Genomic DNA, 19,383 nt, shown 5'->3' with positions numbered 1-19,383 from the left:
TTGCGGCTGACGCCCGCGTAGCCCTCTCCCACAAGGGGAGAGGGCGCAGTAATGGGCACCGTGCCGTTAAGAATACATTCGGGGAGAAAACAACAATGCCGATCGTGTACGAACAGCTGATGGCCCTGAAGAATCTCGGCCAGAAATACAGCTACAGCGACCGCGACGTGATGCTCTATGCCTATGGCATCGGCTTGGGTGCCGATCCGATGGACGAGAAGGAACTCGCCTTCGTCAATGAGGGTGTGCTGACGCCGCGCCCGCTCAAGGTGGTGCCGACGTTTGCCTCGGTCGCGGCCTGGGGCGCCGGTCCCGGCGAGATGAACCTCAACCGCGTGATGGTGGTCGACGGCGAGCGCGACATCACCTTCCACAAGCCGTTCGCTACCGCGGCCCACATCACGGCCGACTCAACGGTGCTCGACGTGTTCGACAAGGGCAAGGACAAGGGCGCGGTGATCCGCCACCAGACCGTGCTGAAGGACGAGAAGGGCGAGAAGCTCGCCACGCTGGTCGCTTCGCGCTTCGCCCGCGGCGATGGTGGGTTCGGCGGCCCGTCCGACGGCCAGCCCGAGCCGCACAAGGTGCCGGAGCGCGCGCCGGACAAGGTCGTCGACATCACGACGCGGCCGGACCAGGCGCTGGTCTATCGGCTGTGCGGCGACCGCAACCCGCTGCATTCCGATCCGGAGTTTGCCAAGAAGGCCGGCTTCCCGCGGCCGATCCTGCACGGCATGTGCACCTACGGCATCACCTGCCGCGGCGTGCTGCAGACCTACGCCGACTACGATCCGTCCGCCTTCAAGCAGCACGTGGCGCGGTTCTCCTCGCCGGTGTTCCCCGGTGAGACCGTGACCATGGAGCTGTGGAAGGACGGCAATGTGGTGTCGTTCGAGGCCAAGGTGAAGTCGCGCGGCGTCACCGTGATCAAGAGCGGCAAGACGGTGCTGGCGTAGCTTTCCGTCATTCCGGGGCGATGCGAAGCATCGAACCCGGAATCTCGCGCCACAATCTCCGGATTCCGGGTTCAGCCCTGCGGGCTGCCCCGGAATGACAGGACAACGACAAGGGAGAAAACAACCATGGGATTACTCGACGGCAAGGTGGCGCTGATCACGGGCGCCGGCGGCGGGCTTGGTGAAGCCTATGCGAAGCTGTTTGCGCGCGAGGGCGCGGCCGTGGTGGTCAACGATCTCGGCGGCCCGCGTGACGGCTCGGGCTCCGACAAGTCGATGGCCGACAAGGTGGTCGACGCGATCAAGGTCGAGGGCGGCCGTGCGGTCGCCAACGGCGCCGACATCTCGACCTTGGCCGGCGGCCAGTCGGTGTTCGACGATGCCATCAAGCATTTCGGCCGCGCCGACATCCTGGTCAACAATGCCGGCATCTTGCTCGACGAGACCTTCCACAAGGCCAAGGAAGCGAACTGGGACAAGGTGATGAAGGTGCATCTGAAGGGCACCTTCTGCTGCACCCAGCCGGTGTTCAAATGGATGCGCGACAATGGCGGCGGCGTCATCGTCAACACGTCCTCGACCTCGGGCCTGATCGGCAATTTCGGCCAGAGCAATTACGGCGCCGCCAAGGGCGGCATCTGGGGCCTGTCCAACGTGCTGGCGATCGAGGGGCGCAAGTACAACATCCGGATCTGGACCCTGGCGCCGGGCGCGCTGACCCGCATGACCGCGGACCTGCCGCGCTACAAGGAGAACCCGGGCGCGGCACTCGGCCCGGACGGCATCGCGCCGGCCGTGCTCTACATGGTCAGCGACCTGTCGGGCGACCAGACCGGCAAGGTCCTCGGCGTCTCGGGCCCGCGCGGGGTCCGCGAGATGCGGATGATGGAAATGGAGGGCTGGAAGCCGCCATTTACCGGCTGGAGGGCCGAAGACATCGTCACCCACGCCAAGGACATCTTCTTCTCCGAGGAGCAGATCAAGATGGGCGCGCGGCGGTTCTGATGCTACCTGTCGTTCCGGGGCGTCCGAAGGACGAACCCGGAACCTCGAGATTCCGGGTTCGATGCTGACGCATCGCCCCGGAATGACGGATAAGAGGATAGCCATGACCAAACTCACCGCCCAGGCCGCAGGAACCTTTGCGATCGCGCCGACGCCGTTCCACGATGACGGCCGCATCGACGAGGCATCGATCGACCGGCTGACCGATTTCTATACCGATGTCGGCTGCGACGGCGTCACCGTGCTCGGCATCCTGGGCGAGGCGCCGAAGCTCGACGCCGCCGAGGCCGAGCAGGTCGCGCTGCGCTTCGTCAAGCGCGCCAAGAAGCTGCAGGTCATCGTCGGCGTCTCGGCGCCCGGCTTTGCCACGATGCGCTCGCTGGCGAAGAAGTCGATGGATGCGGGCGCCGCCGGCGTCATGATCGCGCCGCCGCCGCATCTGCGTACCGACGACCAGATCATCAGCTATTTCAAGCAGGCGCAGGAAGCGATCGGCGACGACATTCCCTGGGTGCTGCAGGACTATCCGCTGACGCTGACCGTCGTGTTCACGCCGGCCGTGATCCGCAAGATCGTGATGGATTCGCCGTCCTGCGTGATGCTCAAGCACGAGGACTGGCCGGGCCTGGAGAAGATCTCGACCTTGCGCAACTTCCAGAAGGACGGCTCGCTGCGGCCGCTGTCGATCCTGGTCGGCAATGGCGGCCTGTTCCTCGATTTCGAGATGGAGCGCGGCGCCGATGGTGCGATGACCGGCTATGCCTTTCCTGAGCTGCTGATCGACGTCGTCAACCTGTCCAAGGCCGGCAAGCGCGATGCCGCGCATGATCTGTTCGATGCGCATCTGCCGTTGATCCGCTACGAGCAGCAGCCCGGCGTCGGCCTGACCGTGCGCAAATACGTGCTGCAGAAGCGCGGCATCATCTCCTCCAGCGCCCAGCGCAAGCCGGGTGCGGTCATCACGCCACAGGCGAGGGCGGAGGTCGACTATCTCTTGTCCCGTGTGGCGCGCGTCGATCGCCGCGCCAATCTGCAACCGCAATCCAGTGCAGCAGGCTAATCATGACCGAGATCGTTGCCCCGCGCCTTGCCTCGACCGTGCTGCTGCTGCGGGATGGAGCGTCGTCTGAAATCGAAGTCTTCATGATGGTTCGCCATCACCAGATCGAGTTCAACTCGGGTGCGCTGGTGTTTCCGGGCGGCAGCGTCGACAAGAATGACAAGGAGATCGCTGCCGATCCTGCGCTCTTTTCCGGCGGGGAAGGGCTCGACGGCGACGCGCTCGGCTTCCGCATCGCGGCGATCCGCGAGACCTTCGAGGAGAGCGGCATCCTGCTGGCGCGGCCGGTAGGCTCGAAGGATCTGGTCGATGCCAAGCGTGCGAACGAGATCGCGACCGCGCATCGCGCGGCGCTGAACGAAGGCAAGATCAGCTTCCTCAAGGTGCTGACCGACAACGGCATGGTGCTCGCGCTCGACGAGCTCGTGCCGTACGCGCACTGGATCACGCCGGAGGGCATGCCGAAGCGCTTCGACACCTGGTTCTTCCTCGCCGCCGCGCCGCCCGAGCAGCTCGGCGCCCATGACGGCAAGGAATCGACCGACTCGATCTGGGTGTCGACGCGCGAGGCGCTGGAGGGCGGCGAGAGCGGCCGCTTCAAGCTGCCGTTCCCGACCACGCGCAACCTGATCCGGCTCGGCAAGCAGCCGAACGTCGGCGCCGCGCTCGCCGACAGCGAGGGCAAGTCGATTGTCGCCGTGATGCCCGTGATGACCAAAACCGCCACCGGTCGCCAGCTCCGCATTCCCAAGGAAGCGGGGTACGACGGCGAGGTGTTCGACGTCGGAGCGCTGGGGTAGGTCCGTCGTCCTGAGAGATGGCGTGTCGTGACTCACGGGCGGCGCAACACATTCAATGTCGTCCCGGCCTAAAGCGCGATGAGATTAGGTTGAATCGTCATCGCGCCTTAGCTCCTTGTTTGAGCATGATCTTTTCGGAAAACCGCTTCGCACTTTTCCGGATCATGCTTTAGGCGGTGTGGACTCTAGGGATTCCCTTTTGAGGCCAAATCAGATTCAAGGCTTCTTTTGGGAGGCGGCCTTGGGTGTGATGGATCGTTTGGTGTTGAGCGACGCGGCTTGGGAGCGCATGGCGCCGCTCATCATTGGCCGGCCCGACCAGAAAGGTTCGACCGGACGCGACAACCGGATGTTCGTGGAAGGGGTGCTCTGGATCGTTCGCACGGGCTCTCCCTGGCGTGATCTTCCGGAGGCGTTTGGGGATTGGAACAGCGTGTTCCGGCGCTTCAGTCGATGGAGCACCAAGGGTGTCTGGTTGCGGATCTTCGAGGCGATGTCCGATGATCCGGACTTCGAATATTTGATCGTCGATTCCACCATCGTCCGGGCGCATCAGCACGCCGCCGGGGCAAAAAAAGGGGGTCTGAAGATCAAGCGATCGGGCGCTCGCGCGGCGGCTTGAGCACCAAGATACATATGGCCGTTCGAGGTTTGGGATGTCCCGTGCGGTTCACCCTCACCGCAGGCCAGAAGGGCGATGCCCCGCAAGCCGCCACGTTGATCGAGGGATTGCCCGCCGAGGTCGTCATGGCCGATGCAGCCTATGACGCCGATCATTTGCGCCAGGCCATCGCAGCCAAAGGCGCGATCGCCGTCATCCCCAACAACCCCTCGCGAGCCCTCAAACATCCGCTCGACAAGCATCTCTATGCCCAGCGCCACCTCGTGGAATGCTGCTTCAGCAAGCTCAAGCAGTTCCGTCGCGTCGCAACCCGCTTCGAAAAGACCGCCCGAGATTACCGAGCCATCGTCACGCTCGCTGCAATCGTCCTATGGATGCGATAAGTGTCAACACCACCTAGTGCGCAATTGCGCACGGGAGCCGGGACCCATAACCACCGACGTTCATTGTTGAGCGACGCTGGGGCCGCACCTTTTTCTTACAGCACAACCCTGTGGTAATGGGTCCTGGCTTTCGCCGGGACGACGATGGGAAAGCGAGGCGCTTTCTAACCACACTTCGGTCTGTAGCGAAGGATCACACACTCACATCGATGTAGCTTCCGTCTCAACCATCGAGACGGAATCCCGCCAATGACCACCACTCCACGACAGCCGAGCATGGCCTTCGAGCTCGCCTTGCTGCTCGCGCTCGCCACACTGTGGGGCGGCTCCTATACCTTTATCAAGCTCGGTGTCGCGACCATCCCGCCGATCACGCTGATCGCGGCGCGCACCGCGATCGCGGGGCTGCTGCTGCTCGTCATCATGCGGATGCGCGGCGTGACGATGCCGACCGATCGCGCGACCTGGCGCCGCTTCATCTTCCAGGCCTGCCTCAACAGCGTGATCCCGTGGACGCTGATCGCCTGGGGCGAGCGCTTCGTCGATGCGGGGCTCGCCACCATCCTCAATTCGGCCTCGCCGATCCTCACCTTCCTGTTCACCACCGCGATCACCCGCCACGAGGCCGCGAGCCCGCGCAAGCTGTTCGGGGTGATATCAGGCATGGCCGGCATCTGCCTGATCGTCGGCGTCGATGCGTTCCGCGATCTCGGGCAGGGGATCGTAGCCGAGGTCACGATCGTCGCCGCCACCATCTGCTATGCCTGTGCCGCGATCTTCAGCCGCGGCTTCAAGGGGCTCGATCCGATGGCGCCGGCGGCGGGTTCGCTGATCGCGGGTGCTGCGATCCTCGTTCCGCTCAGCGTTGCCGTCGAGCGGCCCTGGACGCTGTCGCCGTCGACGACGTCGCTCGCCGCATTGCTCGCGCTTGCAGTGTTCTCGACCGCGATCGCGTTCGTGATCTACTTCCGCCTGATCCAGACCCTCGGCTCGGTCGGCACCACCGCGCAAGCTTACTTGCGGGTGCCGATCGGGGTTGCGCTCAGCGTCATGTTGCTGGGCGAACGGCTGAGCCCGACGGCATGGATCGGGCTCGCCTGCGTCGTGATCGGTGTCGCCGCGATGACGATTCCCGCACGAAGAGTCGCCACGGCCTGAGGTCATCGCCGCGATGACGATTCCGGCGCGAAGGGCCGCCACCGCCTGAAGTTTCGCCCGCTGAAACCGGCGCCTTGCTGCCGCCGGCCAATGCCTGCATGCTGCCCGCAACGAGATCACTGGGCGGGAAACGAGACGATGTTGCAGCGGGTCAGCCTCATTGCCGGTGCGTGCCTGGCGTTGCTGGCGATGGCGGGCACGGTGCGCGCGCAGGACTTCCCGAACCGGCCGATCCGCATCGTCATTCCCTACGCACCGGGCAGCGTCGCCGACGTGTTCGCGCGCATCATGGCGCAGGACATGCAGGAGCAGTGGAAGGGGACGATCGTCGTCGAGGCTAAATCCGGCGCCAATGGCTCGATCGCGGCCGAGGAGGTCGCACGCGCCACTCCCGACGGATACACATGGCTATTGGTGACGACCTTCTTCACCGCAAGCCCGGCGCTGAACACGCAGCTGCGCTGGGATCCGGTCAGGGATTTCGTGCCGGTCGGGCAGATCTGTCTCGCCCCGAACTTCTTCATCGTGCCGACCTCGTTGCCGGTGAAAACCGTCGCTGACTATGTCGCGCTGGCCAAGGCCAAGCCGGGGACGCTGAACTACAGCCATCCCGGCAAGGGCTCGACCGGCCATCTCGGCTTCGAGCTGTTCAAGCGGCTCGCCGGCATCGACGTCACCGCGATCGGCTATCGCGGCTATCCGCAGATGGTGCCCGATATCGCGAGCGGCCTGATCACCTCGAGCTTCCTGTCGGCCAACCAGGCGCTGGCCCAGGTGCAGTCCGGCAGCATCCGGATCATCGGCGCGATCAGCGACGGCCGCTCGAAATACTTTCCCGACGTGCCGACCATGGCCGAACAGGGGTTTGCCGAGGCCCAGGTGACGCCGTGGTTCGGCTTCGTGGTGCCGGCGGGCACGCCGCAGCCGGTGGTCGAACGCATCAGCGCGGCGCTGGAAACCGCGCTGGCCTCCGCCGAGGTGCGGAAGAAGCTCGATGTTGCCGGTTGCGACGCCCGGAGCGCACCACTGAAGCGCTTTGCCGACGTCATCGCGGCGGACGTCGCCCTCTGGGCACGGGTGGTCAAGGAGGCTGGCATCCCGCCGGACTAGGCCGACGCTGCCTGTGCCGGAATCGACCACCGGCACCCGCCCCGGGGTGACGCCGGTCACCCCGCCGGCGGGTTGGGCCGTGCAGCATGTTTCCCCAAAGCCCGTAATTTCCCGTATATTAGGGCGCATTGGACCCCGGCCTTGATGACATGACCGCTGAATTGCCGCCGAATTCGCAAGCGCCGCGTGCGTTCTCCCTCTCCATTGGCCAGCTCACGTTCGGCAGCTTCCTGCTGGTCCTGGCTGTGATCATCATCACATCCACCGCCAGCGTGATCGCGATCCGCCACATCGATACGACCTTCGCCGAGCTGCAGCGGCTGCAGAGCGTCGGCGACATCGCCGAGGATATCGACCGCCGCATGAACGAGCTGCGGCTGGCGGCGCGCGACTTCGTCACCGAGCCGGGCAGCCAGTCGGTCCAGGTTGCGGAGGCGGCCCAGTCGCTGAGCGAGATTCTGAAAAAGACCCGCATCAAGCTGGCGCCCGAGCAGCAGGACATGATCGACGGCGTCACCCAGCGGCTGGCGACCTATCGCAACGGCATCGAGCGCATCTCGGCGCTGCTCAGCCGCCGCGCCGAGCTGGTCGCCGGGCTGCCGCCGCTGCGCGACGCCTTCGACAAGGCGGTCGCCGCGAGCAACGATGCGGCGCTGGCCAATGCGCTGTCGCAATCCCAGAGCCGGATTGCCACCGCGCTGCTGGCGCACAACACGTCGGCCGCCGAGCAGGCCGCGCAGAGCATGCGGGCGATGGCCATCTCCGATCCCGCGCTGCGCGGCGCCGTCGACAATTATGCCGAGGCGATCATCGCGGTCTCGGTGCGTGAGGGCCAGATCGCCGACATTGACAAGGAGGTGCTCGGCGCCGAAGGACGGCTGATCCAGAAGGTCACCGAGCTGCTGCGCGAGCTCAGCTCTCGCCGCGGCCATGTGCTGTCGCGCGATTTTGCCCGGACGCTGGCTGAAGCGAAATGGCAGAGCATCGTGCTCGGCACGGCGGGCGTGCTGATCGGCCTGTTCGCGTCGGTGCTGGTGGTTCGCCGCACCGTCCGCCCGCTTGCCAGGATCGCGGGCTCGATCCGCAAGGTCGCCGGCGGCGAGAAGAGCGCGTTCATTCCCGGCGCCGACCTCGACAACGAGATCGGCGACATCGCGCGCGCCGCCGAAGTGTTCCGCCAGACCCTGGTCGACGCCGACAGCGCGCGCGAAGCGGCGCTGCGCGCGCTCGCCGAGCAGCGGCTTGCCGAAGAGAGCTACCACAAGTTGTTCGAGGCGTCGGTGGATGGCATCTACGTCACGACGCCGGGCGGCGCGCTGCTCAACGCCAATCCGGCGCTGGCACGGATGATGGGCTATGCCACGCCGCAGGACCTGATCAAGGGCATCGACGACATCGCCACCACCGTCTACCTCGATCCGGCGGCGCGCGAGCAGTACCAGCAGCTGATGCAGCGCGACGGCACGGTGCGTGACTACGAGTACCAGGTGCGCGCGAGCGACGGCACCGTGCTGTGGCTGTCCGATTCGGCGACCGTCGTCCGCAACGACGCGGGCGAAGTGATCCGCTACGAGGGCACGGTGCGCGACATCACCGACCAGAAGCGCGCCGAAGACGCGATCGCCGAAGGCCGTCGGCTGTTGCAGATGGTCATCGACACCGTGCCCGCCGTCATCAACGTCAAGGACCGCGACCTGCGCTACGTGCTGATGAACCGCTACATGGCAGGAATCTTCGGCATCGAGCCGCAGGACGCGATCGGCCAGACCACAGGCGAGCTGATGTCGCGCTATGGCGCGGCGAAGACCGATGAAAACGACAAGCGCGTCCTGTCGGCGCGCCGCGAGCTCGGCTTCTATGAAGAGGAGTACAAGGACGTCGCCGGCAACATGCGGCAATGGCTGGTCAACAAGCTGCCGATCCTCGATGCGCAAGGCGAGATCGAGAACATCGTCACGGTCGCGCTGGACATCGGCGAGCGCAAGCGCTCCGAGCAGGAGATGCGCAAGGCAAGGGATTCCGCGGAGGCCGCGTTGCGCAATCTGCGGGAAACCCAGAATTCGCTGATCGAGGCCGAAAAGCTCGCCGCGCTCGGCCGTCTGGTGGCCGGCGTCGCCCATGAGGTCAACAATCCCGTCGGCATCAGCCTGACGGTGGCGTCCGCGCTGGAGCGCAAGACCGCGAATTTCGCCACCCAGGTCGAGCGCGGCGACCTGCGCCGCTCCAGCCTCAACGATTTCCTGAACACGGCGCGCGATGCCTCCTCGCAACTCGTCGCCAATCTCAACCGCGCCGCGGAGCTGATCCAGTCGTTCAAGCAGGTCGCCGCCGACCGCAACTATTCGGACCAGCGCACCTTCGACCTCGGCGATCTCACCGAGCAGGTGGTGATGAGTCTGAGGCCCGGCCTGCGGAAGCACAATCTGACGCTCAATGTCGATTGCGAGCCGAACCTGATCATGAATTCCTATCCGGGACCGTATGGCCAGGTGCTGACCAATCTGTTCCTCAACGCGGTCGCGCATGCGTTCCCGGACGGCAAGGCCGGCGAGGTCGAGATCCAGGTCCACGCCGCAGGCGGCGACAATGTCGAGGTGATCTTCGCCGACAATGGCTGCGGCATGAGTCTCGACGTGCGCCGCCGCGCCTTCGATCCGTTCTTCACGACGCGGCGCGATCAGGGCGGCACCGGGCTCGGCCTGCACATCGTCTACAGCATCGTCACCACGCGGCTCGGCGGCCGGCTCTCGCTGGATTCCGCGCCGGGCAACGGCACACGCATCCAGATGATCCTGCCGCGCGTCGCGCCGCTGGAGCAGGCCGCGGAGTAGGCACGAAGCGAAATGGCCAGCCGCGCGCTCGCTCTCGTTCCGTCATCCCCGCGCAAAGCCTTTGCGCGGGGATGACGGATCTCGCAGCGAGTTTCAAACCGCTAATTGATATCCGCGAGCTTGTGCAGCGTGGCGCCGAAGATCAGGCTCGCCTTGCCGACCAGCGCGGTCCCACTCATGGTGCCGCGGGTGTCGGTGAAGGTGCCGGAGACGCCGATGCCGACGGGCGCGGGCCCGCCGAACAGCGGGTTGTCGGTGTCGCGCGGCGTCGTGTGGCGTTGCACAAGGACTTCGCCCTTGAAGGCATCGCCCTTCACCGTGTAGCTGCCGGTGTAGTAAAGATAGGCGTCGCCGCCCAGAATCTGGCCGTCGCGGAAGAGAATGACGCCGCTGCCCTTACCGACGCGACCGTCCAGCAGGGTGACGTGAATTGAGTAAAGTCCGTTCTTCATGATGTCCCGATTGCTGGCCGCCGCGCCCACGGCAAGCCAGTTGGTTTTTTATGCCAAAGCGAGCAACCTCGTGCAATGCGGCAGGTTGATTCCCGGGTGTTCCGCGTTCGGGTGACACCCTCGGTTCCTGCCAGGCAGTGTGACGGCGCGATGACAGCGGACCGTACGCGCGAATCAAAGTGGCCCGCGAAATGCATAGCTCTGGTTGCACTGGCCGGTGAGTGCTGGAGCAAACACATGTCTGACTGGATTGAATCCGGCGGCCATTGGGCACGCCCTCGCAGGCTCAATGGAACTCCGGCCCGCTATGCGGGCCACATGATCGTATCCCTCGTGCTGATAACGCTGGTGTTGGTCGCGGCCATGCGAATCGCGCAGGCGCGCGATCCCGACGGCCGCTACGCCAATTCGCCGCTGAAGGAATGGTTCGATGGCCTGCGCAGCGGCAAAGGGCCGTGCTGTTCGGATGCCGACGGTACAGCGGTCAGCGATGTCGACTGGGAATCCAAGGACGGGCACTATCGTGTGCGCCTCGACGGGGCGTGGATCGATGTCCCCGACGAGGCCGTGGTCACCGAGCCCAACCGGGTCGGCCGCGCCATGGTCTGGCCGATTCCCAGCTACATGGGCGTGACGATCCGCTGCTTCATGCCCGGCAGCATGACTTAGCGCCGCACGCGTGGCTCAGACGTATTTCTGGTCGCGCTCGAGCAGTTCGATCGAGATGCCCTGCGGACCGCGGATGAAGCAGATCCGCACGCCCGGACGGATCGTGGTCGGCTCCTTGGTGAATTCGACGCCCTTGGCCTTGATCTCGGCCGCGACCGCGTCGATTTCCTTCACCGTGAGCCCGAAATGATCGAGCCCCTGATAGGGCGTCACCGGCGCGGCGTTGACGCCGTCGCCCTGGGTCACCTCCGCAATGAACACCTTGGCACCGCCGAGTTGGACGTCGATGCGGCCGGGGCCGCGGATGATCTCGCCGCCGAGAATGTCGCGCAGCCAGGTCGCAGTGGCCTCGGGATCGGGACTGCGCAGGTGGACGTGGTCCCAGGTGACGACAGGCATTGCGATCTCCTTGCTGTTCTCGCGCCGCTTCGGCGCGCGGCACTCGCTCTCGGGCGGCGCGAACTTAGCGAGCGGCCGGCCGTGAGGCCATCCCTCCGTGCTGCCGGCCGCAAGATTGTCGTCCCGGAATGAAACCATTGCGGCCGTCAGCGATTGTCTTCGCGTGGCCGCTCGACCTGCGGCCGTCCCGGAAGCCGCGCGGTGCGGCTTCCTCTCTGTGTGGGGGGCGGCCCGATCAGGCTGCCAGGGTGAGGGCACGACGATGCGGATCGGCTTGGCGTCGTTTCGGAGGTTGGCCGCCGGACGTCTCGGTGAAGGGGGCTTCTACGCCAGCCTGCTGCTGCCGCTGATTGCGCTCGCCGGGATCGCCGCATGGTTCATGCTCCCCGAGCCGAGCGACGCCGGAGACCAGGATATTTGGCCGGTGTCCTCCATGATCCGTACCGCGCAGAATGCCCCGACCGGCGCGCAACCAGCCCAAATCACAAATCAGACCGCGAGGGATGCGCTGGCCGCACCGGCGGACGAGCCGACTACCGTCGGCGTTGCCGCCGCCCCACAGGGAGCAGAGGAGGCCAAGCCGTCCGGGCCCGGCGCTGAAAGGTCGCCGCTGGACAAGCTGCGGATCGCCTCGCAATCGTGGCGGCGCGGCGGGCTGGGTTCGAAGGCGCTGGTCACCCTGACGCTGCGCAATGCCAATGATTTCGCCGTCAAGGATATCGAGATCGCCTGCGCCTTCATCCGCCGGGACGGTCGGCCGCTGACCGAGCGCAAGCGGCTGATCTCCGACACCATCGCCATGAAAAGCCGCAAGACCTACTCGCAGATGTTGGTCGGGTTCGTCAACGTTAACGCAAACAAGGCGAAATGCTCGGTCGTGACGGCCAGCCGCCTTTAATTCCCGGCATCTCGAAAAAGTGACCGCAAATTGACCTGCCGGGTGAACCGTAACGGCCGGGCCGGAACTAACTAATAAACCAGCCGTTAGTGACCGACCCGGGAGCGCGGATAGCGTCCGGGTGATCATGCGCAGACGATGAAATCGCCCGCGCGATGACTGATGTCGTCGCGCCGAGATGAACCGCGCCCTGCTGCGCGGGGGGAGCTACCAAAATGCCTGTGGCGCGTTATTTCCTGTTCGTTGGTGGAGTGCTGCTCGCGCTGCTCTTCGTCGTCAATGCCATCGTGCCGCAGGAGACCGTGGTCGCCGGCCAGGCCCAGGGACTGTCGTCGTCGGGTGTCGACAAGACCATGGTGCGCATCAAGTCGACCCAGAAATTGCCCGAGCGGGTGGTCTACGACACCAATTTGCCGACCATTGTTCCAGCGCAGGTCAACGCGGTCGCCGCGGCCGTCCCGTCGGCTACGGGCGATGCGTCGGCGCAAGCCCGCGTCCGCAATACGTTCGCCCAGTTCATTCCGCCGGAGAAGGCTGATGCGCAGAAGGTCGCGGCTGAGGCAAAATCGGCTGAACAACCGGCGCAGGCCCAGCCTCAGGCGCCGAAGAAGCGCAAGGTCGCGCGCTACCATGCCCATCCCCAGCAGCCGATGCGGCTGGCGCAGCCCGGCATGTATCAGCCTTACCGCGTCGCGCAGCAGCAGCAGCGCATGGGCTTCTTCGGCGGCTTCGGGACTTGGTAAGAAAAGGCTGCCGCAGCCGGCAATCGATCCGCCGCCGCAAACACTTGCGGCGGCATTTTCACGTCCGCGATCAGGCACCTCGCCGGATGCGGGAAGGCGTCCGAGTGCCGCCCGCTACCTTTAGCGCGGCAGGCGCGGAATCTTGTCCGCGAAGCCGTTGTAGCAGGTCAGCCGCTCGTCCTCTTCCTTCACGAAGCGGCAATCGTTAACGCCCTTGGCCGGGGCGGCTTTCGGCTTCGGCTGCGGCTTGAAGATCTCGTCGTAGCAGATCAGCCGCTCCTTGGTGGCGTCGTCGATGTCCTGACAGGCTTGAAGCTTCTGGGCGACCGATTGCGGCTTGCCGGGCGCAGCAGGCTTCTCGCCCTTCTTGGCGGCCGACTTCTTGCCGACCTGGACCAGCGGCTTGTCGCCGACCATCGGCTGCGAGGTCGCCGCCGGCTTGTCGGCGTCGGCGGGGGCCGGCGTGGTGCCTTGGGCAAGCGCGGCAGCCGGGCAGAAGAGCGCCAGCGCGAGGATGATATGTCTCATGTCGAAAATGTCCGAAATGGCGTGATGACCGGAAGGATGGCGCCGGGGATCGGAAAAGCCCGGCAAGCGCCGAGACTTAACGCAAGTCTTGCCCGAATCCTACCCCCAGAGGTGACCCGCCCGGCACCGATCCACCGGCAAAAGTGAGGGCAATTCGTCGCCGCTCGACCCGCGGGAGAGCGTGAATTGCCTTTGCCCGGCGGGGCGGCTATGACGACGCCATCTGCGCGACTGGCGCTTGGATGGACCACCATCGGGGAGCGCAGAGACTGAACGCCGCGCGCCTGGGCACCGCTTCGAAACGGAGGTGCCATGACGGCGAACATTCTCGATGGGCATGCACATGCCCAAATTGTCATCGACAAGATTGCTGGCGAACTCGACCGGCTGCCCCGCGCGCCGGGGCTTGCGGTCGTGCTGGTCGGCTGTGATCCGGCGAGCCAGATCTATGTGCAGAGCAAGGTCAGGATGGCCGGACGGCTCGGCCTGCGCGGCGAGGTCGCACGCCTGCCGGATGATGCCAGCGAGGCCGATCTGCTTGCCGGAGTAGAGGCGCTCAATGCGCGCGACGATATCGACGGCATCCTCGTGCAGCTGCCGTTGCCGGCGCATATCGACGCCTTGCGCGTGATGGCGGCGGTCGATCCCGCCAAGGACGTCGACGGCCTGCACGCCCTGAACGCCGGCCGGCTGTTTCACGGCGACGATGCGCTGGTGCCGTGCACGCCGCTCGGCTGTCTCCGGCTGATCAAATCGACCCTGCCGGACCTCACCGGCGCCCATGCCGTGGTGATCGGCAGCTCCAACATCGTCGGCAAGCCGATGGCCGCGCTGCTGCTGCAGGAGCACGCGACCGTGACCCAGACCCATATCCACACCCGCGGCATCAGCAGGATCTGCCGCGAGGCCGACATCCTGGTGAGCGCGGTGGGCAAGGCGGGCCTCGTGCGCGGCGACTGGATCAAGCCGCAGGCCATCGTCATCGACGTCGGCACCACGCGTGTCGAGAAGCCGGACGGCGGCTATGCGGTGTGCGGCGACGTCTCGTTCGACGAGGCGGTGCAGGTCGCCGGTGCGATCACGCCGGTGCCGCGCGGCGTCGGCCCGATGACGATCGCCTGCCTGATGGAGAACACGCTGAAGGCCGCAAAGGCGAGGGCGGCCCGGCTGCAATAGCGCGGGATACCTGCGGCGATATGCGAGCGGCGGGTGTCGCTCGCGTATCGCGCACGAAGTTCATGACGTCCGGGGTAATGGAAAGCCCGCACCATTCGTCTATCGTCGCGCGACAGATGGAGGCGCGCGATGCTGTATGCGGAAGATCTCACCGAGGGCCAGACGTTCAGGCTTGGCAGCTACACGATCGGCGAGGCCGAGATCCTGGAGTTCGCCGGCAAATATGATCCGGTGCCGATCCATGCCGATCCCGTCGCGGCTGCGTCAGGCCCGTTCGGCGGACTGATCGCAAGCGGCTTCAACACCATTGCGATCTATCAGCGGCTCGTCGTGGAGGCGATCTGGACCAAGGTGGCGGGGATCGTCGGGCGGAGCTTCGAGATTCGCCTGCCGAGCCCGGTTCGGCCCGGCGCCACGCTCACCGGCCAATCCCAGATCCAGAAGATCACCATCAGGCCGGAGCGGCGCGACGCTGTCGTGATCTTCAAGACGGAGCTGGTCAACGACGAGCAGCGCCCGGTTCTTGTCCTCGTGCTCGACGCGCTGATCCGCATGCGGCCGGCGGAGCAGGGGCGGGCATAGGCGCGGCCTGAGGGGCATTCCGAAGTCATCCGCCTCGGACGGCCGTCAGCGCCTCTACGCGTTCCCCGCACGCGACCTTGTCGTCGCGCAATGTTGCGGCAATTATGACAAGCCGGCGGCAGAACAGCAGCGCATCAATGACGTCAACATCGACGAGGTCGTGCTGCCCGGGAGTTGGTTCAGCTACGCGCTGTGGGGTATCAGCCTGGACGGATGTGGGCGTGAAGAGCAACAAGCGGAAGCGCGGGGAGATCGAAGCCAAGCGGCGCAAGGCCGAGGAGTGGCGCCGCATGCAGGCGCAGCGCGCCGCCGAACAGCGCCGTCTCCATGAGTACAGGATTGCGCTGGCGCGCGGCGAGGTTGCCGTGGTGACGAGCGCGCTGGCGCCCTCGAACAGCTATTCGACCCCCGACTTTGTGCTGCGCGGAACCTATCGACCCGAGCCTTTCATCTGCAAGGACTGTGGCGTTGCCGAGGTCTGGACGCCGTTGCAGCAGAAATGGTGGTACGAGACCGCCAAGGGCGACGTGTTCATGAAGGCGGTGCGCTGCCGGGCCTGCCGCACCAAGGAGCGCGCGCGCAAATCCGCCGCGCGCCGTGTGCATCTGGAAGGGCTCGCAAGGAAGAAGCCTCCTGTCTCGTAGCGATGGGCGTGACTTCAGAGTCGCACTTCACGTCTGATACGCGGGGAACCGCTGCGCAGGCGGTCAATGCGTCGCGCGTGCGGAACGTTTCGGTGCCTGATCGGTTCGAGACCTTGAAGCCCCCGATGTGGGGTGCGGGCGGGGAGGAACCAGCCAAGGAAAACTTGTCAAGGAAACCTGTCAAGGAAGCCATCGCGGCCGGAACCAACGAGAAGGAGCAGCGGATGAAACTCAATTCCACGCAAGTCAAGCAGACCATGACGCAACTGAATGCCCAGGTACTTCCGGACGATCACCCGGCCGTGGCGCAACTGAACAGCGTGTTCGGTGAGCACACATTCTTCGTCGACACCAGCGGGCTCAAGGTGCTCGAACCTGCCCAGACCTCCGACATGTCGGGGCAGACCGGCGAAGTCGTCAGTCTCGCCGAATGGAGCGATCCGGAGCTGACGTCGCTTCGGCCGCACGAGCCGGAGCCGACCGGCGTGCTCATCGCGCTTGAACCCAGCAAGCACTGAAGCGTTTTCGCGCGCAAGCAAACGCAACCAAGCAAGGGGATTGAGAGCATGATCCGATTCAATCGGATCATGCTCTTTGTGCTGCATCGCGCGGCACCCGCGATCGGCAGTCCTGGTGGCGACAGTCCCGACGTCACATCAAGAGGTGCCGAAAGTCACATGGCAAATCAGCGCCGCCTGCGTATGCATCGGTTTGAGATGGGTATCCAGGCGGTGAGGGGCAGATGGGGATCGTGCGGCGCTGGAGCCCTGACGAGGACGAGAAGCTCAGAGAACTCGCCAGGGCCGGCAAGAACGCTCTCGAGATCAGCAACGAACTGACCCGCAGCGCTTCGGCCGTGCGCCGGCGCGCCGAGGTCCTGTCGGTCCTGATCATGGCAAAGGCGTTTCGCGCGCGCCCCTCGCATGTCGCCACCCATCTCGAGCGGGTCGCGATCGACGCGATCCGCAACCGCCGTCCGTTTCCCGCGGGCGTCGGTCCGAGCACCATTGCCGGAATGATCGAGAAGGGCTGGATCGTCCCGGAGATGGGCCGCAGATACAACGTGACCGACGCCGGCGTGGAGGCGGTACGGCGGAAGATTCCGAGCGGCTGAAGGAATGGATGCACGCCGGGCGCGCCATGCCGAAGTGGCTCGCGCATCCGGTGGGGGAAGGCGGACCATTCGCGACCGAATGCAAGATTTCGCGCCCGAGACGGACGCCCCGTCCGTTCAATCATCGGGGGGCACGACGACCTGCGGCCTCTCTGTGTTCTCTTTAGCCCACCGATCCGATTGCGCCGATGCTCAACGCCCAGCTAGCCCAAGCCGACCGATACCAAGCCGACCGATACCAGCGTTTCGCCGATCTCGCTGTCACCGTCGGCGACGCGATCGATGCGATCGCCGGGTTGAATCCGGCTCAGCGTACCGACGTGGACTTCCTCGAACGCGAATTCATCCCGGCACTGGGGCTCAATGACGAACTGCTTCATGAGCAGCCGCCGGAACTGGCGCCGAACTTCGGCAAGGGCCTCCACCTTTGGCAATACCCGAACCAGCTTGCGCCATACCTCGCCTGGCTTGCGCGTAATTCGTCCGGCGTCTCCTCGTACATGGAAATCGGCTGCCGCTGGGGCGGCATGTTCATCCTTGTTACTGAGTGGCTCAGGAACAGCGGCGCCGACCTGAAGACCGTGATTGCACTCGATCCGATCGCGCCGACGCCCTTTATCTCGACCTATTTCGATCTGCTGCAGCAGCAGGCCGCTATCGAACCGATCTACATGCAGGATTTTTCGACCTCCCCGCTGGTCGGTGCGCATGTCGACCGACTGAAGCCGGACTGCGTCTTCATCGACGGCGATCACAGCCTGCGCGGTGCGCTACAGGATCATCTGCTGGTGCGTTCCCACGCCCGCATCATCGTGCATCATGACATCCATTCCCAAGCCTGTCCCGATACCACGCTGCTCTGGAAGGCGCTGAAGCAGTTGGAAGCGCCAAGCTTCGATACGTACGAATTCACCGGCCAGTATCCGTCGGTGAATGGCTCATTCCTCGGCATCGGCGCCATGAAGCGGCGATCGGCGCAGATATAGGACCGGGAGCCGGGCAATCGCCGCGATCACGAGCTCGCGGGCCGATCGCGGAGGTTCAGTTTGCTCTTGTCGCCGCCGGCCCAGGCCAGGGTCTTCGGGTCCATCACGCGGAACCAGAGCGGTGGGATCGCCGCCAGCCCGAACATGCCGGTGTAGCCGTTCGGCAGCCGCGGGATGTCGTCGAAATCGCGCAGCGACTGATAGGGGCGCATCGGGTTGGCGTGGTGGTCGGAGTGACGTTGCAAGTGGAACGTCATCAGGTTCGAGACGATGTGGTTGGTATTCCATGAGTGGCGCGGCTCGACCGCCTGGTAGCGGCCGTTCGGCAGCTTCTCGCGCAGTAGCCCGTAGTGCTCGACATAGTTGGCCTGGGTCAGCGCGTACCAGCCGAGGAAATGGTGCGCGACGATGAAGGGCGCGACCTTCCAGCCGAACAGCGCGATCAGGACGGCCGCGACGACGAGCGTCAGCGCAAAGCCTTGCAGGATCTCGTTGTTGACCGACCAGACCGGCTCGCCGCGCCGGGTCAGCCGTTCGGCTTCATTGCGCCAGCCGCGCTTGAAGGCGCCGGGCAGCTCGCGCGTTGCGAACGCATAGATCGATTCACCGAAGCGCGCGCTGGCGGGATCCTCGGGGGTTGCGACCCAGGTGTGATGGCCGCGATTGTGCTCGACGCGGAAATGCGCGTAGCCGACCGCGCAGTTGGCGAGCATGCCGAACAGGATGTTGAGCCTGTCCGGCTTGTGGCCGAGTTCGTGCCCGATCAACAGCGCGCCGCCATTGATGGTGCCGACGCCGAGCAGCAAGGCGACATAGGACCACCACGGCAGATCCTGGGTGCCGAACAACGCAATCAGCGCGACGTAGTTGATCCAGGGAAACACCACGGTGATGCGCGCGAGCCGCAGGTAATAGGGATCGGCCTCCATCGCGGCGACCACTTCCGCCGGCGGATTGTGGGTGTCTTCGCCGAACACGACGTCGAGCAGCGGGATCAGGATGAAGATGAAGACGAAGGGGATCAGCGTCACCAGCGCATTGTGCGTCCGCAGGAACAGCCAGTAGGACAACAGTGGGATCAGCGGCGGAATGAACGAGAGCATCCAGAGATAGCGTTTGCCGTCCCGGTAGGTGATCGTTTCGCCAGCAGCATTGGTGCCCGTGAAGATCATCGCATTCCCTCCAGCGTCTCTTGCGAGGTGGCGTTCGCCATTGTTGGGCCGAGCATGCCGCGAGGCGGGCCTGCGCCGCCAGTTCACAACAGGCC

At 65.2% G+C, this 19,383-nt stretch carries 20 protein-coding genes, 1 pseudogene and 1 riboswitch; of the genes and pseudogenes, 17 read left to right on the top strand and 4 right to left on the bottom strand.

What is annotated here, in order from left to right:
* The first annotated feature begins 95 nt into the window (after positions 1 to 95).
* The 8 genes and pseudogenes from QA639_RS25840 to QA639_RS25800 all read left to right on the top strand — a co-directional run bounded on the left by QA639_RS25840 (position 96) and on the right by QA639_RS25800 (position 9,925).
* Positions 96 to 956, top strand: coding sequence for a MaoC family dehydratase (locus tag QA639_RS25840; RefSeq protein WP_028337617.1), 861 nt, complete (start codon positions 96 to 98; stop codon positions 954 to 956).
* Positions 957 to 1,082: 126 nt separating this feature from the next.
* Positions 1,083 to 1,961, top strand: coding sequence for an SDR family oxidoreductase (locus tag QA639_RS25835; protein WP_283087631.1), 879 nt, complete (start codon positions 1,083 to 1,085; stop codon positions 1,959 to 1,961).
* A gap of 103 nt (positions 1,962 to 2,064) precedes the next feature.
* A complete protein-coding gene (locus QA639_RS25830; protein WP_028337619.1) occupies positions 2,065 to 3,021 on the top strand; it encodes a dihydrodipicolinate synthase family protein in 957 nt (318 codons plus the stop codon).
* A 2-nt stretch (positions 3,022 to 3,023) separates the two neighbouring features.
* Positions 3,024 to 3,821, top strand: a complete 798-nt coding sequence (locus QA639_RS25825; RefSeq protein ID WP_028337620.1) for an NUDIX hydrolase — start codon at positions 3,024 to 3,026, stop codon at positions 3,819 to 3,821.
* 241 nt (positions 3,822 to 4,062) lie between these two features.
* Positions 4,063 to 4,826 (top strand): annotated as a pseudogene (locus QA639_RS41945) (IS5 family transposase).
* 249 nt (positions 4,827 to 5,075) lie between these two features.
* Entirely contained in the window at positions 5,076 to 5,984 is a 909-nt protein-coding gene (locus QA639_RS25810; RefSeq protein ID WP_283087630.1) for a DMT family transporter, read from the top strand.
* A 138-nt stretch (positions 5,985 to 6,122) separates the two neighbouring features.
* The gene (locus tag QA639_RS25805; RefSeq protein WP_283087629.1) at positions 6,123 to 7,094 is read left to right on the top strand and encodes a Bug family tripartite tricarboxylate transporter substrate binding protein; all 972 of its coding nucleotides are present in this window, start codon (positions 6,123 to 6,125) and stop codon (positions 7,092 to 7,094) included.
* A gap of 149 nt (positions 7,095 to 7,243) precedes the next feature.
* Positions 7,244 to 9,925 carry a PAS domain S-box protein gene (locus QA639_RS25800; RefSeq protein ID WP_283087628.1) on the top strand — a complete coding sequence of 894 codons (2,682 nt, stop codon included), beginning with the start codon at positions 7,244 to 7,246 and terminating at the stop codon, positions 9,923 to 9,925.
* Positions 9,926 to 10,026: 101 nt separating this feature from the next.
* On the opposite strand, the gene QA639_RS25795 is transcribed toward QA639_RS25800, so the two are convergent.
* Positions 10,027 to 10,377: a GrlR family regulatory protein gene (locus tag QA639_RS25795; protein ID WP_026192881.1), complete on the bottom strand. Its 351-nt coding sequence runs from the start codon at positions 10,375 to 10,377 to the stop codon at positions 10,027 to 10,029.
* Positions 10,378 to 10,614: 237 nt separating this feature from the next.
* Between QA639_RS25795 and QA639_RS25790 the strand changes: the two genes are divergently transcribed.
* Positions 10,615 to 11,046 (top strand): hypothetical protein, encoded by a 432-nt coding sequence (locus QA639_RS25790; RefSeq protein ID WP_410712072.1) that lies wholly within the window; start codon positions 10,615 to 10,617, stop codon positions 11,044 to 11,046.
* Positions 11,047 to 11,061: 15 nt separating this feature from the next.
* Here the strand turns inward: QA639_RS25790 and QA639_RS25785 are convergent, their stop codons facing one another.
* Positions 11,062 to 11,445, bottom strand: coding sequence for a VOC family protein (locus tag QA639_RS25785; protein WP_283090623.1), 384 nt, complete (start codon positions 11,443 to 11,445; stop codon positions 11,062 to 11,064).
* Positions 11,446 to 11,707: 262 nt separating this feature from the next.
* Between QA639_RS25785 and QA639_RS25780 the strand changes: the two genes are divergently transcribed.
* Positions 11,708 to 12,343: a hypothetical protein gene (locus QA639_RS25780; protein ID WP_051376369.1), complete on the top strand. Its 636-nt coding sequence runs from the start codon at positions 11,708 to 11,710 to the stop codon at positions 12,341 to 12,343.
* 215 nt (positions 12,344 to 12,558) lie between these two features.
* Positions 12,559 to 13,086, top strand: a complete 528-nt coding sequence (locus QA639_RS25775; RefSeq protein ID WP_198400342.1) for a hypothetical protein — start codon at positions 12,559 to 12,561, stop codon at positions 13,084 to 13,086.
* Positions 13,087 to 13,206: 120 nt separating this feature from the next.
* On the opposite strand, the gene QA639_RS25770 is transcribed toward QA639_RS25775, so the two are convergent.
* Positions 13,207 to 13,614: a hypothetical protein gene (locus tag QA639_RS25770; RefSeq protein ID WP_028337625.1), complete on the bottom strand. Its 408-nt coding sequence runs from the start codon at positions 13,612 to 13,614 to the stop codon at positions 13,207 to 13,209.
* A gap of 217 nt (positions 13,615 to 13,831) precedes the next feature.
* Positions 13,832 to 13,911, top strand: a riboswitch (ZMP/ZTP riboswitch).
* 15 nt (positions 13,912 to 13,926) lie between these two features.
* Here QA639_RS25770 and QA639_RS25765 point away from each other — a divergent pair.
* The 6 genes from QA639_RS25765 to QA639_RS25740 all read left to right on the top strand — a co-directional run bounded on the left by QA639_RS25765 (position 13,927) and on the right by QA639_RS25740 (position 18,116).
* A complete protein-coding gene (locus QA639_RS25765) occupies positions 13,927 to 14,790 on the top strand; it encodes a bifunctional 5,10-methylenetetrahydrofolate dehydrogenase/5,10-methenyltetrahydrofolate cyclohydrolase (protein WP_028337626.1) in 864 nt (287 codons plus the stop codon).
* A 129-nt stretch (positions 14,791 to 14,919) separates the two neighbouring features.
* The gene (locus QA639_RS25760) at positions 14,920 to 15,372 is read left to right on the top strand and encodes a MaoC/PaaZ C-terminal domain-containing protein (protein WP_028337627.1); all 453 of its coding nucleotides are present in this window, start codon (positions 14,920 to 14,922) and stop codon (positions 15,370 to 15,372) included.
* A 221-nt stretch (positions 15,373 to 15,593) separates the two neighbouring features.
* Positions 15,594 to 16,016 (top strand): zinc-ribbon domain containing protein, encoded by a 423-nt coding sequence (locus QA639_RS25755; RefSeq protein ID WP_198400343.1) that lies wholly within the window; start codon positions 15,594 to 15,596, stop codon positions 16,014 to 16,016.
* A gap of 224 nt (positions 16,017 to 16,240) precedes the next feature.
* Positions 16,241 to 16,534: a hypothetical protein gene (locus QA639_RS25750; RefSeq protein WP_028337629.1), complete on the top strand. Its 294-nt coding sequence runs from the start codon at positions 16,241 to 16,243 to the stop codon at positions 16,532 to 16,534.
* Between the two features lie 224 nt (positions 16,535 to 16,758).
* Positions 16,759 to 17,130 carry an SANT/Myb-like DNA-binding domain-containing protein gene (locus tag QA639_RS25745; protein ID WP_016846479.1) on the top strand — a complete coding sequence of 124 codons (372 nt, stop codon included), beginning with the start codon at positions 16,759 to 16,761 and terminating at the stop codon, positions 17,128 to 17,130.
* A 188-nt stretch (positions 17,131 to 17,318) separates the two neighbouring features.
* The gene (locus QA639_RS25740; RefSeq protein WP_157348668.1) at positions 17,319 to 18,116 is read left to right on the top strand and encodes a class I SAM-dependent methyltransferase; all 798 of its coding nucleotides are present in this window, start codon (positions 17,319 to 17,321) and stop codon (positions 18,114 to 18,116) included.
* A 26-nt stretch (positions 18,117 to 18,142) separates the two neighbouring features.
* On the opposite strand, the gene QA639_RS25735 is transcribed toward QA639_RS25740, so the two are convergent.
* A complete protein-coding gene (locus QA639_RS25735; protein ID WP_157348669.1) occupies positions 18,143 to 19,288 on the bottom strand; it encodes an alkane 1-monooxygenase in 1,146 nt (381 codons plus the stop codon).
* Between the last annotated feature and the right edge of the window lie 95 nt (positions 19,289 to 19,383).

Source organism: Bradyrhizobium pachyrhizi, assembly GCF_029714545.1.
Classification (GTDB): domain Bacteria; phylum Pseudomonadota; class Alphaproteobacteria; order Rhizobiales; family Xanthobacteraceae; genus Bradyrhizobium; species Bradyrhizobium pachyrhizi.
This window is presented reverse-complemented; position numbering and strand designations above follow the sequence as displayed.

Coding starts and splice junctions, on each gene's coding strand:
- QA639_RS25745 (WP_016846479.1), top strand. CDS start 16,759: ATGGGGATCGTGCGGCGCTGGAGCCCTGACGAGGACGAGAAGCTCAGA.
- QA639_RS25810 (WP_283087630.1), top strand. CDS start 5,076: ATGACCACCACTCCACGACAGCCGAGCATGGCCTTCGAGCTCGCCTTG.
- QA639_RS25795 (WP_026192881.1), bottom strand. CDS start 10,377: ATGAAGAACGGACTTTACTCAATTCACGTCACCCTGCTGGACGGTCGC.
- QA639_RS25840 (WP_028337617.1), top strand. CDS start 96: ATGCCGATCGTGTACGAACAGCTGATGGCCCTGAAGAATCTCGGCCAG.
- QA639_RS25740 (WP_157348668.1), top strand. CDS start 17,319: ATGCTCAACGCCCAGCTAGCCCAAGCCGACCGATACCAAGCCGACCGA.
- QA639_RS25830 (WP_028337619.1), top strand. CDS start 2,065: ATGACCAAACTCACCGCCCAGGCCGCAGGAACCTTTGCGATCGCGCCG.
- QA639_RS25770 (WP_028337625.1), bottom strand. CDS start 13,614: ATGAGACATATCATCCTCGCGCTGGCGCTCTTCTGCCCGGCTGCCGCG.
- QA639_RS25790 (WP_410712072.1), top strand. CDS start 10,615: ATGTCTGACTGGATTGAATCCGGCGGCCATTGGGCACGCCCTCGCAGG.
- QA639_RS25760 (WP_028337627.1), top strand. CDS start 14,920: ATGCTGTATGCGGAAGATCTCACCGAGGGCCAGACGTTCAGGCTTGGC.
- QA639_RS25765 (WP_028337626.1), top strand. CDS start 13,927: ATGACGGCGAACATTCTCGATGGGCATGCACATGCCCAAATTGTCATC.
- QA639_RS25825 (WP_028337620.1), top strand. CDS start 3,024: ATGACCGAGATCGTTGCCCCGCGCCTTGCCTCGACCGTGCTGCTGCTG.
- QA639_RS25750 (WP_028337629.1), top strand. CDS start 16,241: ATGAAACTCAATTCCACGCAAGTCAAGCAGACCATGACGCAACTGAAT.
- QA639_RS25835 (WP_283087631.1), top strand. CDS start 1,083: ATGGGATTACTCGACGGCAAGGTGGCGCTGATCACGGGCGCCGGCGGC.
- QA639_RS25735 (WP_157348669.1), bottom strand. CDS start 19,288: ATGATCTTCACGGGCACCAATGCTGCTGGCGAAACGATCACCTACCGG.
- QA639_RS25785 (WP_283090623.1), bottom strand. CDS start 11,445: ATGCCTGTCGTCACCTGGGACCACGTCCACCTGCGCAGTCCCGATCCC.
- QA639_RS25805 (WP_283087629.1), top strand. CDS start 6,123: ATGTTGCAGCGGGTCAGCCTCATTGCCGGTGCGTGCCTGGCGTTGCTG.
- QA639_RS25775 (WP_198400342.1), top strand. CDS start 12,559: ATGCCTGTGGCGCGTTATTTCCTGTTCGTTGGTGGAGTGCTGCTCGCG.
- QA639_RS25780 (WP_051376369.1), top strand. CDS start 11,708: ATGCGGATCGGCTTGGCGTCGTTTCGGAGGTTGGCCGCCGGACGTCTC.
- QA639_RS25800 (WP_283087628.1), top strand. CDS start 7,244: ATGACCGCTGAATTGCCGCCGAATTCGCAAGCGCCGCGTGCGTTCTCC.